The sequence below is a fragment of the Nannocystis pusilla genome, from assembly GCF_020073745.1.
In the GTDB taxonomy this organism is placed as follows: domain Bacteria; phylum Myxococcota_A; class Polyangia; order Nannocystales; family Nannocystaceae; genus Nannocystis; species Nannocystis radixulma.
The window spans coordinates 1-16063 of the sequence record NZ_JAIRAU010000027.1 but is presented as its reverse complement, the minus strand read 5'-3'; the positions used below and the strand labels follow the sequence as shown (position 1 = coordinate 16063).

Sequence of the window (16063 nt, the reverse complement as noted above, 5' to 3'; positions counted from 1 at the left end):
GCTTTCCGTGAGGTGTTCTGCCCAAAAGGACCGTTGTGGCCCGTCGCCGGGGCCCGCGGTATACCACGCACCCCGCCCGACCTGTCCGGCGGCCGGGTGCGACCGTGCTCACCAGCCCGGACTCGCCGTCAGCCGGCGATCGCGGCCGCTGCGGCGTCTCCGGCGGCGATCCGTCCGCTCTCGCGCTCGACCTTGAACGCCTTGCCGTCGAAGTGGACCGTGATTCGCTCGTAGCTCACCGGCCTGCCGAGGGTGTGCCCCTGGTGCCGGACCTGCAGCGGCGGCCCCCCGCCGGCCGGTAGCTGGACCGCGAACAGCCCCGTGGCGCCCGCGTCGGCGAGGTCCCCCGCGAGCGGCGCCGAGGGATCGGCGGCGAGCGCGAGGCGCACGCCGAGGTCGTCCCACACGAGGAACGTCCAGCTCGCGGCGCCTGCGAACAGCTGCAGCCGCCCGAGCTCGCGGGCCACGCTCGCTTCGGGGATCTTCGCGTCGGGTGTCGACAGCAGCCGCGCCAGCAGCACCGCCGCGTGCAGGCGGGCGAACCGACGCGGATCGTCGGCCCCCGGCCGGCCCTCGCCGGCCGCCACCTGCCGCAGCACCCGCAGCGCCTCGTCGACCCGCCCCGCGCCAGCCGCCGCCCGCGCGAGCCGGATCGACGCGCTCGGATCGTCGGGCCGGATCGCCACCAGATCTTCGTACTGACGATAGGCCCGCTCGAACCACCCGTGGCGCAGGAAGATGTCGCCGAGCAGCGCGCGGCTCTGCGGGTTGTCGGCGTCGAACTCGACGATCTCCGAGAAGATCCGCTGGGCCTCGTCGACCTGCTCGTGGGCGACGAACACCTCGCCGATCTGCTGCGCCAGCACCGGCGTCATCAGACCCTGCTCGCGCAGCGCCCGGCCGCGGGCCAGCGCCTCCTCGAGCTTGCCCTGCTCGCTCAGCAGCTGGATCAGGCGCCGCTCCCCCTGCGGATCGCCGGGGCTGCGCTGCAGCGCCGCCTGCACCAGCTGCAGCTTGCGCGTCGCCGCGTCGTCGCCGACCACCAGCTGCAGCTGACGATCGAGGTCGTTCCAGTCGACCCCGGCGCCGAACATCGCCCGCTCGACCGCCCCGATCAGCCCCTGGTCGACCAGCCGGCGCAGCAGCCCGCGCGCCAGGTAGTTGCGCGCGTCGGGCTCACCCGCGAAGTGCCCGAGCAGCAGGCCGATGTCGGCCTCGGTGGCGGCGCGCTCGTGCAGCAATTGCAGGAACACCCGCTGGTCCTTCCACCCTGCGATCTCGCAGCTGCCGGCCGCGGCCTCGTAGGCGTTGAGCGCGGAGAACATGTCCGATCGGTCAGCCAGGCGCTTCTGCCACAGGATCCGGCGGTGGGCCAGGCTGCGGGCCGCGACGTCGGAGCACGGCAGCCGGAGACCGCGCGGCACCGGCGAGACCACCGGCGGCGGCGTCTTCGGCGGCGCGCGGCCTGCCGGCGCGTTGCGATCGACGTCGCGCTGCGGCGCCTTCGCCGGGCTGGGCTTGCTCCCGCCGCCCGAGACCCCTGAACCCCGCGTGGGCGCGTAGTCCTTGAAGTCGTCGACCGCGCGCGGCTCGGCCGGCTCGTCCGCCTTCTCCTCCTCCGTCCCGCTGGCGAGCCCACCGAGCAGCCCGCCGGGCGCAGGGGCGGCGTCGGCCGGCGGCGGCGGCGGCTCCGGGGCCACCGGCGCCGCCGCCTCGGCCTTCGCCATCTCGCCCGGCGTCGACACGGCCGTCGGGGCCGGGGCCGCCTGCGCCGCCGGCCGCTCGGCGACGCGCTCCTCCTCGCGCACCGCCGGGGCCATCTCGCCGCTCGAGTTGCAGCCGATCGGCGCCGCCGCGATCGCCGCGATCACGCCGATCACTGAGCTGGTCCTTGGTTCCTGTTCTTGCAGCCATGTCGCGTCGGCGATCAGCTGCAGCCCGCCGAGCGCGCGGCGGCGCCGCTGGATGCCCTGCTGCGCGTAGGCGGCCTCGCTGTCGAGCGCGAGGAACGAGGTGAACGGGGTCATGAGCCCGTACTCGAGCCCGAGCGCGAGGATCTTGCCGCGCACCGCCTCGAGCCCGCGGCTGTCGCCGAGCAGGCGCTCGACGTAGGCCGCGGCCCACAGCCGCGGGACCAGGCGGTCGAGCGAGCCGCCGACGTACGCGAGCGGGTACTCCTTCGTGAACGCCTCGCCGCCGAGCCGGCCCGAGATCGTGATCTTGTCGGGCAGGTCGTGGTGCGTGCGCGCGAGCAGCACCAGTTCTTGCCCGCGGGACAGCTTGCCGCCGGCGCTGACGAACACGTCGTCGAGTCCCTCGCCGAGGCCGAGCTCGAGGTCGGTGATGGTCGGGGTCTTGAGCGCGCCCGACAGCTCGAGCGCGCGCACCACCGCCTGCTCCGGGCCCTCGACGCGCAGCGCCTCGCCGCCGCCGACGCGGGCCAGACGGCCGAGCATCGCCGCGTCGATCTCCGCCCCGACGCCGACGGTGAACAGCCGCGCGCGCGAGCCGGTCATCGACCGCCGCAGGCGCTCCGCCAGCGCGTCGCCGCTGCGCTCGCCCGACGTCGCCAGGCCGTCGCCGACGTAGACCACCGCTGGTTGCTCGAGCCCGTGCACGCGCGCCAGCGCCTGCTCGAAGATCGCCCCGAGGTCGGTCGCGCCGCCGGCCGCGTGGGCCGCGACCCGCTCGAGCGCGGCGCTGATCGCCTCCGGCGTCGCCTCGGCCAGCCCCTCCTCCGGGTACAGCACCTTCGCCGTGACGTCGGCGCTCATCACCGCGAACTTGTCGCCCGCCGACAGGCTGCGCAGCAGCGCCTCCGCCACCGCGAGCTTGCTCTGCTGCTCCGACGGGTCGCCGGCCGCCGAGGTGTCGACCACCACCACCACATCGCCGCGCGGCGCCGGCAGCTTCGCCAGGTCGAGGTCCGGCGCGAAGCGGACCATCACGTAGCTGGCCTGGTCGCCGCCGGCGTTGAAGCGATTGACGCGCAGCGGCACCCGGGCCCGCTCGGCCTTGCGCGTCAGCTCGAGCTCGAAGTCGGCGCGCGGCGTGTAGCCCGAGCGGCGCATCGTCACCTGTCGCCCGTCGGTCGACACCCGCGCCTCGCCGAGCGTCGCCAGGTCGTAGTCTTTCTCGAGCCCGCGGCGCAGCTGCACCTCGAGCGAGAACTCCTCGATGCTGGCCGCCTCGCGCCCGCGCGGCGCCGCCAGCGGGTAGCTGTAGCGGCGCTTGCCCTCGCTCTCGACCATCAATTGCTGGTAGCGCAGCACCACCCGCCGCTCGCCCGCCGGCGGCACCGGGTAGATCCGCGCCCTCACCGTGCGCGCGTCGATCCACTCGAGCAGCGCCGGGTCGTTGTCGCGGCGCACCGCCGCCTCGTAGGTCGCCGCCGCCTTCTTGCGCTCGACGATCTCGCCCTCGACCAGCTGCCCGTTGGTCTCGAGGGCGAAGCTGACCAATTGAGCATCTTCGGGGACCGTGAACCAGTACCAGCCCTCGACCGCCGTGCTCGACGGGTTGAAGAAGCGCTGGTCGACCAGGGTCTCGGCGATGTCGTCCTCGAGCGCCACCTTGACCGTCTGGCGCTGGATCGACAGCGGCAGCGCCGGCGCGCCCGCAGGACCCGCGCGATCGACCGCGTACAGGGCGCCCGAGCCGGCCCCGGCGCGGATCCCTCCGCCCGCGCGATCGCCCATCCCGCCGGTCCAGTCGTCCCAGAACGCCACCGGCTCGACGCTCGGCGCGCCCGCCTGCACCGTCGCCCGCTCGCCGGCCTCGACCTCGGCGCGACCGCCCGCGGCGCTGACGATCGCCAGCCCCTCCGCGACGTAGACCTGCGCCTGACCTGACTCGAAGGACAGGCTCGCCCCGCCCGCCGACAGCGACACCTCGGTGTCGCCGACGGTGTGCACCACCGCCTTCTGGCCCTCCTCGAGCGGCGGCGCCTCGACCCAGATCTGGCCCTCGACCAGGGCGACGCCGCCGGCGATCTTCACCTTCGTGCCGTCGCGGAGGAACACCCGCGAGCCGTCGCTCAGGCGGACCAGCGCGCGCGCACCTGGCCCTGTGGACAGCTCCGCCGTCTCCGGCAGCGGCGTGCGCGACAGCAGCCGCGCGCTGCCCGACGCGGTGGCCAGCAGCACCTCGCCGGCCGCCAGCTCCAGGGTGGCCCCGAGCCGCTCCGACTGCACCGGCGGCGGCTTCTTCCACGGCTTGACGATCGCCACCGCGGTCGCCGAGCTGACCGCCAGCAGGAGCACACCGAGACCGAGCCAGCGCTTGTTACGAGAGGATGCGAAGAAGCCCGCCACGGCTGTGCAGGATGGCACAGCGGCCGCAGCGACGTCGACGACGGGCCGGCGGGCGAACAGCGTTCACTCGCCGCCGATTTCGCGCCTCGCCGCTACCGCGCGTCGCGGCGGCTCTGCTCGATCACGCTGCGCAGCTTCGACACCACCAGATCGAGCGCGACCCGATTGTCCCCGCCCTCGGGGATGATGAGGTCGGCGCGGCGCTTCGACGGCTCGACGAATTGCAGGTGCATCGGTCGCACGTGGCGGTAGTACTGCTCGCGCACGGCCTCGAAGGTGCGCCCGCGCTGCTCGATGTCGCGGCGGATCCGGCGGAAGATCCGGATGTCGGGGTCGGTGTCGACGAACAGCTTGATGTCGAGCTCCGCCCGCAGGCGCGGGTCGACCAGCACCATGATGCCCTCGACCACCACCACCGGCGTCGACTCGACCCACCGCGGCTCGGGCAGCCGGCGGTGCGTCTTGAAGTCGTAGGCCGGCACCGCGACCCGCCGCCCGGCCTTGAGCGCGATGATGTGCTCGACCAGCAGCTCCGTCTCGAGCGACTCCGGGTGGTCGAAGTTGATGTGACAGCGCTCCTCGTACGTGAGGTCGGCGCGGTCGCGGTAGTACGCGTCGTGCTCGATGATCGTGACGCCTTCGGGTGGAAGAGAGTCGGCGATCTTGCGCGCGACGGTCGTCTTGCCCGAACCGCTGCCGCCTGCGATCCCGATGATCATCGAGCTCATGCGGCGGAACGTAGCACGGCGCGCGCCTTCGCGCATTTTGCGCGCATCCCGGCGCGCGTGCGGGACCGCCGTGAGCTACCCTCGCGCCGAGTCGTCGCGCTGGGCACTCGTCCGCGACGAACTCGCGGCGCCGCGACGGCTGGCGCGCGGGCTCGTGAGCACCACGCGCCGTCGCTCGGCCGACGCGGACAAGTGTGCGCCAGCGAGGCCCGCGTCGAGATCCCGGCGCAGCGTACGCCCGACGCCGAGGCCGATCATGGAGCAGCGCTACGAGCTCCGCCGCAGCCCGTACTTCTCCATGCGGTACGACAGCACGTGCCGCGGCACCCGCAGGTACGCCGCCGCCTGCGTGATGTTGCCGCGCTTCAGCGCCAGCACGCGCTCGATCACCCGCTTCTCGAGATCGACCAGCGACAGCCCGTCCTCCGGCAGCGCCGGCAACCACTCGTCGCCGCCGGCCGCGATCGCGGGCGCCTGGGCGGCCCGCGGCGGCAGGTCGTCGACGTGCAGCACGTCGCCCGCGCACAGGATCACCGCCCGCTCGCACGCGTTCTCGAGCTCGCGCACGTTCCCGGGCCATGTCCGTGAGCACATGTCTTCCAGGACATCCTCGGGGATCTCGACGTCCCGCCCGCCGGCGAAGCGAGCCACGAAGTGACGCACCAGCTGCGGGATGTCGTCGACCCGCTCGCGCAGCGGCGGCAACGCGATCTCGACCACGCGCAGGCGGTACAGCAGGTCGCCGCGGAGGTCGCCCGGGTCGCGGTTGGTCGCCGCGATCACCCGCACGTCGACCGGCACCGGCACGTCGCTGCCGACCACGTCGACCACCCGCTCCTGCAGCACCCGCAACAACTTGGCCTGCAGCGGCGGCGGCAGCTCGGCCACCTCGTCGAGGAACAGCGTGCCGCCGTCGGCCTGGCGGAACCGGCCCGGGCGGTCGCGCGTGGCCCCGCTGAAGGCCCCGCGGACGTGGCCGAACAGCTCCGACTCGAGCAGCTCCCCCGGGATCGCGGCGCAGTTGACGGCCACGAACGGCCCGGCGTGCCGCGGGCTGCGGGCGTGGATCCGGCGGGCGATGAGCTCCTTGCCGGTGCCGCTCTCGCCGGTCACGAGCACCGGCGCGGCGGCTCGTGCGACGCGATCGGCGAGGTCGAGCGCGCGCGCCATCGCCGGCGAGCGACCGACGATGGGCCGCTCGATCCCCGCGACCTGGCGCTGCAGGCTCAGCAGCTCCGCCCGCATGCGCCCGCGCTCGAGCGCCTTCGCCACCGTCAGCAGCAGGTGCTCGCGGTGGAACGGCTTGCCGATGAAGTCGAACGCGCCCGCCTTCATCGCCGCCACCGCGAGGTCGACGTCGCCGTAGGCCGTGATCACCAGCACCGGCGTCTCGGGGCTGCGCGCGCGGACCTCCCGCAGCACCTCGAGCCCGCCGACGTTGGGCATCTTGACGTCGGTGATGACCACCGCGTGCCGCTCGGGGTCGAAGCGCGCCAGCCCCTCGGCCCCGTCGCGCGCCCCGTCGACCGCGTAGCCGGCCTTGCGCAGGTTGAACAGCCCGAGCTCGCGGCCCGAGTCGTCGTCCTCGATGAAGAGCAGCGTCGCCGCGGACATGTCGGCGCAGCGTAGCCGACCGCGACAGCGGCCGCTCGCCCGCGCCCCGCGCGACCTCGCGGACCACCGGGCGCCGCTCGCGGGCGGCGCCCGGCTCGTGGCCGGCGCCCGCGCCCGGGAGTTGACTTCTCCGCCCGGGCCGGGGACACCAGGACGAGCGTGACCGAGCCCGATCGCCCGCGCGCCGTCGACCGGCCGGCCGAGCCCGGCCGTGTCCCCCCGGACATGCCCGATCGGACCGGTCTCTCCGGGAATGTCCCGATCGACATGCCCGAAGAGCCATCGATGCTGTCGCTCCGCGCCTTCACCCGCGTGTGGCTGCCGATCGCCTGCTTCACCGCGCTGCACTACGGCACCGGCATGGAGCACGACTGGGCCCACGACGTGCTGCGGCGCATGTACTACCTGCCGATCGTCCTCGCCGCCTTCGATCACGGCCTGCGCGGCGGTCTGCTGGCCGCCGCCGTGTCCTCGCTGGTCTACCTGCCGCACGCCTTCTCGCTGTCGCCCGGGCACCACCACGACCCCGGCGGCGGCGTCGACAAGGCGCTCGAGGTGCTGCTCTACAACCTCGTCGGCGCGACCGCCGGTCTGCTCGCCGACCGCGAGCGCAGCCGCCGGCGCGAGCTCCAGCGCGCCCTCGCCGACCAGCAGCGGCTCACCCGCGAGCTCGTGCGCGCCGGTCGGTTGTCGGCGCTCGGCGAGGTCGTCGCCGGCCTCGCGCACGAGATCAAGAACCCGCTGCACGCGCTCGCCGGCACCGCCGAGGTCGTCGACCCGCTCATCCCGCGCGACGCCGACGAGCGGCGCATGTGGGACATCCACGTCGCCGAGCTCGGCCGACTGTCGCGCCTCGCCGAGCGGTTCCTGTCGTTCGCGCGTCCGAGCCCGAGCGAGCTGGTGGCCCTCGACCTCCGCCGCGTCGCCGAGCAGGTCGCCGAGCTGTGCGTCGCCGAGGCCCGCGGCAAGGGCGTCGACGTCGAGCTCGACCTGCCCGACGCGCCCGTCGACATCCGCGGCGACCGCGACCAGCTCGCCAGCCTCGGCCTTCACATCGCCGTCAACGCCCTGCGCGCGATCGCCTCGACCGGCCGGCCCGGACGCCTGCGGATCGCCGCGCGCATCGAGGCCGACCACGCCCTCCTGGTCCTCGACAACGACGGTCCACCGCTCACCGAGGCCGAGCGCTCGCAGCTGTTCACGCCCTTCTACAGCGGCGACGCCCACGGCACCGGCCTCGGCCTCGCCATCGCCGCCCGCGTCGCCGATCAGCACGGCGGCAGCATCGACGCCGAGAACGCCGGCCTCGGCGTGCGCTTCACCCTGCGCCTGCCGCGGATCGACACCTGAGCCGCACCGCGGCCGCCGCCATGAAGAAAGCCGGCGCACGCGGCCGGCTCACTTCTCCTGCACCTCGAAAGACACATGGCGCTCGGGACATGCCCTCGGCGCCATGCTCCTTCGGACAGACTACATCTTCTTCACGAAGGCCGCGACCGCGTCGATCTCTTCCTTCGACAGCTTCTCCTTGAACGGCTTCATCTTCGTGCCGTCCACGCCGTCGGCGATCGCCTTGACGACCGCGGCCTTGCTGTGCTTGCCCTGCCAGTCCTTCGCGGTCATGTCGGGGATGTTGTTCTTCTTCTGGTTCTCCGCGCCCTTGCCGTCGGCCGCGTGGCAGACCTTGCACTTCTGATCGTAGAGCGCCTTGGCGTCGATCTTGGCCGAGGTGTCCTCGGTCTTCTTCGCCTCGGTCTTCTTCGCCTCGGTCTTCTTCGCCTCGGGCGCCTTCGCCTCGCCCTCGGCCGCCTTCGCGTCGCCCTCCGCAGCCTTCGCGTCGCCCTCGGGCGGCTCGGCGGCCTTCGCGTCCTCGGCGGCCTTCGCGTCCTCGGCGGCCTTCGCGTCCGCGGCGGCCTTCGCGTCCGCGGCGGCCTTCGCGTCCGCGGCGGCCTTCGCGTCCGCGGCGGCCTTCGCGTCGTCGGCCGTGGCCTCGACCTTCTTCTCCTCGACCTTCTTCTCCTCGGCCTTCGCGCCGCTGTCGCAGGCGACCAGCGTCACCGCGGCGCAGAGGCCGACGTTGCGGGTGATTCTCAGGACGGTCTTCAGGGACATGTTCTCGCTCCTTCGTCGGCCCGCGGGGCCAGGGCCGCGAATCGTACCGAAGCGTCGTGGCAGCGACAAGGTTCCCGCGGGCGCGCGAACGCGCCGGGATTCGCGCCCCGACGCTCACCGGCGTGGCGATCACGAGCGCGTCCAGCCGTGCTCGTTCGCCTTCTCCACGCGCGGCGAGCCACAACGGCGAAGGCCGCCGCGAGCGAGCTCGGGGCGGCCTCCTCCTTCGCGTGTCGGCGCGGCCGACTCGCGGGGTTCACTGCACGAGGATCGTGAACTCGATGCGGCGGTTCTTGGCGCGACCGGCCGCGGTCTTGTTGGTGTCGACCGGCTCGTCCATGCCCGCGCCGCGCGACTCGATGCGACCGGCGTCGATGCCGTGCTCGACCAGGTAGTTCTTGACCGACTTGGCGCGGCGACCCGAGAGGTCCTTGTTGTACTCCGGCGAACCGGTGCTGTCGGTGTGGCCCGAGATCTCGATGCGGATCGACGGGAACTCCTTGAGCACCGCGACCGCGCGGTCGAGGACCGGCCGCGACTTCGGCTTGATCGTGTCCTTGTCGAGGTCGAAGTAGATGCCCTTGATCGTGCCGGTGAACTTCGCCAGCTGCGTCGGGATCTCGTCGGGGCAGCCGTCCTCGTCCTGGTAGCCGTTGCGCGTCTCGGGCTGCGTCGGGCACTTGTCGTCGGGATCGAGGATGCCGTCGCCATCGGTGTCGGGGATCGGGCAGCCATCCGGCTCGACGCCCGGGTCGTCGGGGCACTTGTCGACGATGTCGAGGAAGCCGTCGCCGTCGCGGTCCTTGAGCGGGCAGCCGTCGGGCGCGACGCCGGGGACATCCGGGCACGCGTCCTGGCTGTCCATGAAGCCGTCGCCGTCGCGGTCGCGCTCCGGACAGCCGTCGGGCGCGATGCCGGGCTCGAACGGGCACGAGTCGGAGTTGTCGAGGAAGCCGTCGCCGTCGCTGTCCTTGTCGGCGGGGGCCGGCTTCTTCTTGCGGTTCAGCGTCAGCGACAGGCCGAGCAGCACCTCGGGGTAGATGACGGCGCCGTTGTCGACGCGGAGGCGGGCCGCGACGACGTTGCGGACGTCGAGGCGCAGCATCGCGTAATGCGAGATGTAGTACTTGACGCCGGCGCCGTAGTGCGTCGACTCGTCGATGTCGTTGCCGAGCGCGCCGGTCGTCCCGATCGCGCCGCCGCCGACCAGGATGAACGGCGTGATGCGCCAGAACGGGATCTGGCCGATGAGGTGCGCGCGGAAGTTGAACAGGATCGCCCGCGTGTCGGGCGAGTCGGTGCCGGTGATGTGAGTCGGCATCACGCCGCCCTCGATTTCACCGCCGAGGAAGCTGAGCGGGTAGTACGCGAAGCGGGCCCCGATCTCCGGCGCGACCTTGCGGTAGGGCTTCCAGAACTCCTCCCCGCCCATCTGCAGCGACTGCAGCTGGCGGACCGGGTCGAACAGCTCGTGCGCCGACCCGCCCGGCATGAAGATACCGCCGAAGATGCCGAGCTCGAACATGTTGCGCTCGGGACGACAGCGCCGGATCCACTTGACGCTGGTGTCGTTCTGACAGCGGTCCTTGTTCTTCGCCTTCTTGCCGCTCGACCCGCCGCTCGCCTTCGCATCGGTCTTCACGCCCGACGTCGTGTCGGCCGAGATCGAGGCGCCCGCCGAGGGACCCTCGGGGGCAGGGGCAGGCTCGGCGGCGGGAGCCGCGGCCTCACCGGCCGGCTGAGCTGCCAGCGCGGGCGTCGCTACGAGCCCAGCGACCAGGGCAGCTCCGAGTCGGATTGAAAAGCGATTCATCTGTCGTCTCTCCTCGAGGGAAAACCGGAACACGCCGCGCGACCCGGGCGCGTGCTCGGAGTGGGGGACCGCAAGGTGGTGGGTCGAGTGCTGTGGGTCGAGTCGCTCACGCGTTGAACTGGGGGGTCGGGCAACTCACCGCGAGGGCGTCGCCCTCGGCTTTGTCGTTTATGGCACACAGGGGCCCCGGCTGTGAACCACCCGTTGGGCGTCGCAAGACCCACCGGTCGGCGTCAGGTTGTCGCACATAATCGTCGACCACGCGAAAAGGCGGTGAATTCCAGGGCATCGCGACCGCGCCCCCGACCGGTCTGCACATGGCTTGCCAGTGCCCGTCTGGGGGCTCCGAGACCCGTGTAGACACAGTTCCTCGGCAGCTCGCTCGAGCGCCGACGAAGCGGGCTCGCGGAGACCTGCGGGGACAATCCCCGACCTGCAACTACCACCCGCGATCCGCGCCAGACCTTTCGGACAGCTCATGAAGCCGCCGCAAAGATCGCTCGCCGGGCACAAGCGTCAACCCACGGATAAAAACCGTAGATTAACCTGGCCAGCCCGCGGGACAGCGGCCGGCGCCGGTGTCCAACCGATGGGTCATGTCCCCGAGGGCATGACCTCAAGTACTCGGAACTCTTGCGGCGGGCGGCGGCACGGCGAGCGCATTGGAGGCAGGCATGGCAAGCCAACGAACCTCCGCCACTCCTCTCGTCATCCACGAGCACCGCGTCACCCTCCAAAAGGCGATCGACAGCATCGTCCAGCGCTTCGGCAAGGGCGCCATCATGGCCCTGGGGGGCGACCCCGGCGAGCGTCAATCCTTCGAGGTCGTCTCGACCGGCTCCCTCAACCTCGACCGCGCGCTCGGCGTCGGCGGCCTGCCGCGCGGGCGCATCGTCGAGATCTACGGCCCCGAGTCGTCGGGCAAGACCACCCTCATGCTGCACGCCATCGCCGAGGCCCAGCGCCAGAAGCTCGCCTGCGCCTTCATCGACGCCGAGCACGCGCTCGACGTCAAGTACGCCCAGCGCCTCGGCGTGCGCCTGGAGGACCTGCTCATCTCCCAGCCCGACTGCGGCGAACAGGCGCTCGACATCGTCGACACCCTCGCGCGCACCGGCAGCATGGGCCTCATCGTCATCGACTCGGTGGCGGCCCTGATCCCGCGCGCCGAGCTCGAGGGCGACATGGGCGACCAGCACCTCGGCCTGCAGGCCCGGCTCATGAGCCAGGCGATGCGCAAGATCGCCGGCATCGCCTTCCAGACCAACACGCTCGTGGTCTTCATCAACCAGCTGCGCCACAAGATCGGCGTCACCTTCGGCTCGCCCGAGACGACCACCGGCGGCAACGCCCTCAAGTACTTCGCCAGCGTCCGCCTCGACATCCGCCGGATCGCCACCGTGCGCGACGGCGAGGACGCGGTCGCCTCGCGTTGCCGCGTCAAGGTGGTCAAGAACAAGTGCGCCCCGCCGTTCACCGAGGCGCAGTTCGAGATCGCGTTCGGCACCGGCATCGCCCGCGACGCCGAGGTCCTCGACTGGGCCCTCGGTCGCAACGTGATCACCAAGGCCGGCAGCTGGTTCTCGTTCGGCGACATCCGCATCGGCCAGGGTCGGGCCGCCGCGCTCGAGTGGCTGCGCACCCACCCCGGCGAACGCGACGGCCTGCTCACCCGCGCGATGACCGACCTCGCCGTCCCCTCCTCCGGCGAACAGGCCGAGGAAGAAGAGGCCCGCGCCGCCTGAGCGCCCCTCCCGACGAAGAGGTCGGCCCGGTCCATCGCCCGGGTCGCACATCCTCCGCAAAAAGCGCGAGCGGGCGGAGGCATCGCCTCCGCCCGCTCACCTCGACTCATTCACGCCACCTGCAGCTCGCGCTCGAGCAAGAACTTCCACAGGGGCTTGTTGCTCTTGCGCGCGTTGCACGGCCGGCAGCACGGCACCAGGTTGTCGGGCTCGTTGCTGCCGCCGCGCGAGCGCGGGATCACGTGGTCCCGGGTCACGCTGCGCCGGCTCAGCCGCGCGTTGCAGTACGCGCAGAAGAGCAGCACGTTCCACTCGTAGAAGCGGAACTCACGCGTGAAGCACGGGTCGAGCCGACCGCGAATCACGTCGGCGACGGACGCCTTGACGAACTTGCCCATGTCCCGGAACCGGCCCAGACGCCCGTCACCCTTGCGCGCCTTCCGACGAAGGTGCCGCGCCAGGTAGAAATCGGGGCCCCGCTCCGGGCGGGTACACAAGGTGTCGTAGTGGTTCTTGATCAGCGACTGCATGGCGCTCCTCCCCCTCTCACCGCTCGTGTGTCACCACGTGGATTCAATCGACGTAGGCGAGCGTGCTCCACGTCGGCACCGCCACCGCCTCGCTCGCGCGAAACTCGACCTTCGCCTCGACCTCCATCGTCTCGCCCGTGAGGCGGACGCGGTCACCGGCGCGGATGCACAGCTCGCCGAGCCGGTGGATGGTCAAGGGGATCCGGATGCAATGATCCAGAGTCCGGTCGTCCAGGTTGGCCTCGATCGTACGCATACTCTCCTCCTCGATGGACAGGGCGGGACTCGAACCCGCGACCTCCGCGCTGCCAGCGCGGCGCTCTCCCGGCTGAGCTACATGCCCAGAACGAACACTCTCGATGGACAGGGCGGGACTCGAACCCGCGACCTCCGCGCTGCGCGGCGCTCTCCCAGCTGAGCTACATGCCCGGAACGAACCACTCTCTCGATGGAGCAGGTCGGACTCGAACCGACGACCTCCTGCGTGCGAAGCAGGCGCTCTCCCACTGAGCCACAGCCCCAATGCTCGATGCGTCACCGCACCGTCCTTCACCCGCGCCGACGAACGCCCGTCGGCCGCGCGCGGTCCATCGATTCACCGGCGCCGATCGGCACGCTCAATCGCATCGCCGACATGCCCGTTCGGACATGTCACGACATTCGCCGGATCACCGCAATCGCAGTGAACCGTCGCGCGATTCGAGCCTCACGCACCGCGCCATCGCTTGCCGGCGTCGGATCGGGACCCCCCGTACCCCGCCGTTTCGCTTCGGCAGCCGGGTTCGACGGGCCCAGGCGGGTTCAGGCACTCTTTGCGGACAAGCGCGGGAAACTACGTCCAGTCCACCCCGCGCGATCGGCCTTGCGATCGGCTGCAAGACCCGCCGAAAGCTCCACCGCCGGCATGATCGGTTCGGCTGTGAGATTCTGGGGGATCGTGCAAATGAGGATGTAGTGGACGGAACCCATGGCGCTTACCTCATGAATGACCGCAACAGTACCAGCACCACGACAACCCTGTCAAGCACAGTGCATCAAAATTTCGCGACACATGCCATTTCCCACAGGCCCGAACTCGACCTCGGTGCATCACCCCGGCCGCGGACCATTGTTACCACTTGCGACGCGCGCCCCCGCGCCTCGGCGCCCGGTCCGGACCCGTGACCCCGTGCACGATCATCGCCCCTCGGCGGCCCGCCGCCCGCCGACGCCGAGCACCCGGACGAGCGCGCCCGAGCCCGACCAGCCCGCGGGCTGCCGCCAGTCCTCGATCCGTGCCGCGCTCGCCCATGTTCAAAAGGACATGTCCCTAAATCTTTGGACATGTCCTTCCGGACCGGCAGCGACCCGCTGGGGCCCGGGTCGATCAGTAGCGCGCCGGCGGATCGCTGGCCGGGAACGACTCGTCGGACTCGATGTCCACCCGGTCCTGAAACGACGCGCGCCGCTCGTCGTCAACCCGCTGACGCGCCTGCGCGAGCGCGGGTTCGGGGTTCCAGTCGGCCGACAATTCGCTCGTGTCGTACTGCTCGACCGCGCGGTCGGTGCGGAACTCGAGGATCTGCTTGAAGCGCGCGAGGTCGCGGCACAGCGTCCGTTGCGAGTCGCGGCCGATCAGCCGCGCCGCCCAGGCCCCCAGTTCGCCGGCCACCGGCTCCTGATACAGCCGCACCCACACCTCGGTCCCGCCCGACATCGCCTCGTGGAACTCGACGCAGCCCTCGCAGGCGTGGGCCGAGCCCTCGCGCGAGCGCCACGCGATCCGCTGCAGCTCGATGTCCTGCGTCACCTCCATCTCCACCTCCACGGGCCGGCCGAACGGTCCGTCGATCAGCCAGCTCCAGCCGCCGCGATCGAGCCGAGACACGCGGATCACGTCGGCCAGGAATTGCGGGAGGTTCTGGAATCGGCGCCAGAACGCGTACACCTCGCCGACGGGCCGGTCGATCGTCACCGACGCCTCGGCCACCACGGCGCGCGCCGGATCGACGCCCGGATACGGCGCCCCGCGGCGCTCGGTGTCGATCCGCATCACCTTGTAGAAGACGCTCTGCCCTGTCACCCCGCGTCGCATCAGCGAGCCGCCGGCCAGCGCGACCAGCAGCGACAGCGGCCACCGGCGCGCCCGCACGAGCCCCCACGCGACCATCCACGCCCCCGCCAGCAACGAGGCGACACGCTCGCTTTGACCGACATTCTCCGCGCAGACGGTGTCCGCGCCACGCACGCATGAGCTCGAATTCTCCATCGCGGGCCTCCGCCGAGTACATGGCCGCCATCGCCCCGCCGCGCCAGCGGTCGCGGCGATTTCCTCGCCCGGCCCCTCGCGCACGGCCGAGCTCGCCGGCGACCTCCCGCGACCCTTCGCCCTCGCCGACGCGACGGCGCCGCGGCCGTGCGGCCAGTCGCACGAGCGAGATGCCCTTCACGACATGTTCTCAAGTACATCCAAATTCCTTACGGCACCGTCGTCTGGCGATCGCGGCGCCGGCAGCCCGCTCGCGCCTCGGGGATCTCGGCCGTCGCGCAGCGTCGCTCGCGCGCCCGCCGGATCGCCGACGTGAGCCATCGGAGCCTGCGCCGCCGCGGGCGCGAGCGCGCAAGCTCGCCCTGGGCACACCCGTGGCCCGGTCTGGGGCCCGAAACCCGGGGGCCACCGCGAACATCGTCCCGGGTGGTGTACGGGCCGCTCGGGCCGGTCTGGCGCGAGCGCCCGGGCGCAGCCCCGCGTACAATGTGGGTCGCCGCCATGGCGATCACGCTCGACCTCTCGCATCTGCCGCTCGTGCTGACCCGGTTCGACGGCGAGCAGACCCTCGACGAGGTCGAGGAGTACATCGGCCGGATGGACGAGGTTCACGCGCGGCGTCAGCCGTACGTCAGCATCACCTGGATGCGCCGCTACGCTCGCGGCTCCGAGCACACCGAGCGGATCGGCCGCTGGATCAAGGACACCGAGGAGCTGACGCGGGAGCACTGCCTGGGCGTGGCGATGATCAGCCAGTCGACCGGCTTTCGCTTCGCGCTCGCGGCCATCTTCCTGATCCGGCCCATGCCGTGCCCTTACCTGGTCTGCGGGACATGGTCGGAGGCGATCGCCTACGCCCGCGCCCAGGCCGGCAAGGGCGGCGTCGAATTGCCCGAGCTCGCCAGCCCCTGGACCGAGCTCGCCTGACGCCGGGCCGCGGCCGGGCGACCACACTCGGCA

At 71.8% G+C, this 16063-nt stretch carries 11 protein-coding genes and 3 tRNA genes; 3 read left to right on the top strand and 11 right to left on the bottom strand.

Going from position 1 to position 16063, the window contains the following annotated elements; all coding sequences use genetic code 11:
- Positions 1 to 128: 128 nt before the first annotated feature.
- The 3 genes from K7C98_RS18990 to K7C98_RS18980 all read right to left on the bottom strand — a co-directional run bounded on the left by K7C98_RS18990 (position 129) and on the right by K7C98_RS18980 (position 6655).
- On the bottom strand, positions 129 to 4313 hold the full coding sequence (locus K7C98_RS18990; RefSeq protein WP_224193100.1) for a VIT domain-containing protein: 4185 nt from the start codon (positions 4311 to 4313) through the stop codon (positions 129 to 131).
- 92 nt (positions 4314 to 4405) lie between these two features.
- Positions 4406 to 5041 (bottom strand): uridine kinase, encoded by a 636-nt coding sequence (gene udk / locus K7C98_RS18985; RefSeq protein ID WP_224193099.1) that lies wholly within the window; start codon positions 5039 to 5041, stop codon positions 4406 to 4408.
- Between the two features lie 267 nt (positions 5042 to 5308).
- Positions 5309 to 6655 (bottom strand): sigma-54-dependent transcriptional regulator, encoded by a 1347-nt coding sequence (locus tag K7C98_RS18980; protein ID WP_224193098.1) that lies wholly within the window; start codon positions 6653 to 6655, stop codon positions 5309 to 5311.
- A 267-nt stretch (positions 6656 to 6922) separates the two neighbouring features.
- On the opposite strand from K7C98_RS18980, the gene K7C98_RS18975 reads away from it, so the two are divergent.
- Positions 6923 to 8005, top strand: a complete 1083-nt coding sequence (locus tag K7C98_RS18975) for a sensor histidine kinase (protein WP_224193097.1) — start codon at positions 6923 to 6925, stop codon at positions 8003 to 8005.
- A gap of 120 nt (positions 8006 to 8125) precedes the next feature.
- On the opposite strand, the gene K7C98_RS18970 is transcribed toward K7C98_RS18975, so the two are convergent.
- Both K7C98_RS18970 and K7C98_RS18965 read right to left on the bottom strand, forming a co-directional pair.
- Positions 8126 to 8767, bottom strand: a complete 642-nt coding sequence (locus K7C98_RS18970) for a c-type cytochrome (RefSeq protein ID WP_224193096.1) — start codon at positions 8765 to 8767, stop codon at positions 8126 to 8128.
- Positions 8768 to 9023: 256 nt separating this feature from the next.
- A complete protein-coding gene (locus K7C98_RS18965) occupies positions 9024 to 10580 on the bottom strand; it encodes an OmpA family protein (RefSeq protein ID WP_224193095.1) in 1557 nt (518 codons plus the stop codon).
- A 674-nt stretch (positions 10581 to 11254) separates the two neighbouring features.
- Between K7C98_RS18965 and recA the strand changes: the two genes are divergently transcribed.
- Positions 11255 to 12325 carry a recombinase RecA gene (gene recA / locus K7C98_RS18960; protein ID WP_224193094.1) on the top strand — a complete coding sequence of 357 codons (1071 nt, stop codon included), beginning with the start codon at positions 11255 to 11257 and terminating at the stop codon, positions 12323 to 12325.
- Between the two features lie 110 nt (positions 12326 to 12435).
- Here recA and K7C98_RS18955 read toward each other — a convergent pair whose 3' ends face one another.
- The 6 genes from K7C98_RS18955 to K7C98_RS18930 all read right to left on the bottom strand — a co-directional run bounded on the left by K7C98_RS18955 (position 12436) and on the right by K7C98_RS18930 (position 15103).
- Complete coding sequence (locus K7C98_RS18955; RefSeq protein WP_224193093.1) at positions 12436 to 12855, bottom strand: HNH endonuclease; 420 nt, start codon at positions 12853 to 12855, stop codon at positions 12436 to 12438.
- A gap of 43 nt (positions 12856 to 12898) precedes the next feature.
- Positions 12899 to 13111 (bottom strand): hypothetical protein, encoded by a 213-nt coding sequence (locus tag K7C98_RS18950; protein ID WP_224193092.1) that lies wholly within the window; start codon positions 13109 to 13111, stop codon positions 12899 to 12901.
- Between the two features lie 14 nt (positions 13112 to 13125).
- Positions 13126 to 13198: transfer RNA gene (locus K7C98_RS18945), tRNA-Ala, on the bottom strand.
- Positions 13199 to 13215: 17 nt separating this feature from the next.
- Positions 13216 to 13284: transfer RNA gene (locus tag K7C98_RS18940), tRNA-OTHER, on the bottom strand.
- 20 nt (positions 13285 to 13304) lie between these two features.
- Positions 13305 to 13376 (bottom strand) — tRNA-Ala (locus K7C98_RS18935).
- 845 nt (positions 13377 to 14221) lie between these two features.
- The gene (locus tag K7C98_RS18930; RefSeq protein WP_224193091.1) at positions 14222 to 15103 is read right to left on the bottom strand and encodes a YgaP-like transmembrane domain; all 882 of its coding nucleotides are present in this window, start codon (positions 15101 to 15103) and stop codon (positions 14222 to 14224) included.
- Between the two features lie 501 nt (positions 15104 to 15604).
- On the opposite strand from K7C98_RS18930, the gene K7C98_RS18925 reads away from it, so the two are divergent.
- On the top strand, positions 15605 to 16030 hold the full coding sequence (locus K7C98_RS18925) for a hypothetical protein (RefSeq protein WP_224193090.1): 426 nt from the start codon (positions 15605 to 15607) through the stop codon (positions 16028 to 16030).
- The last annotated feature ends 33 nt before the right edge of the window (positions 16031 to 16063 follow it).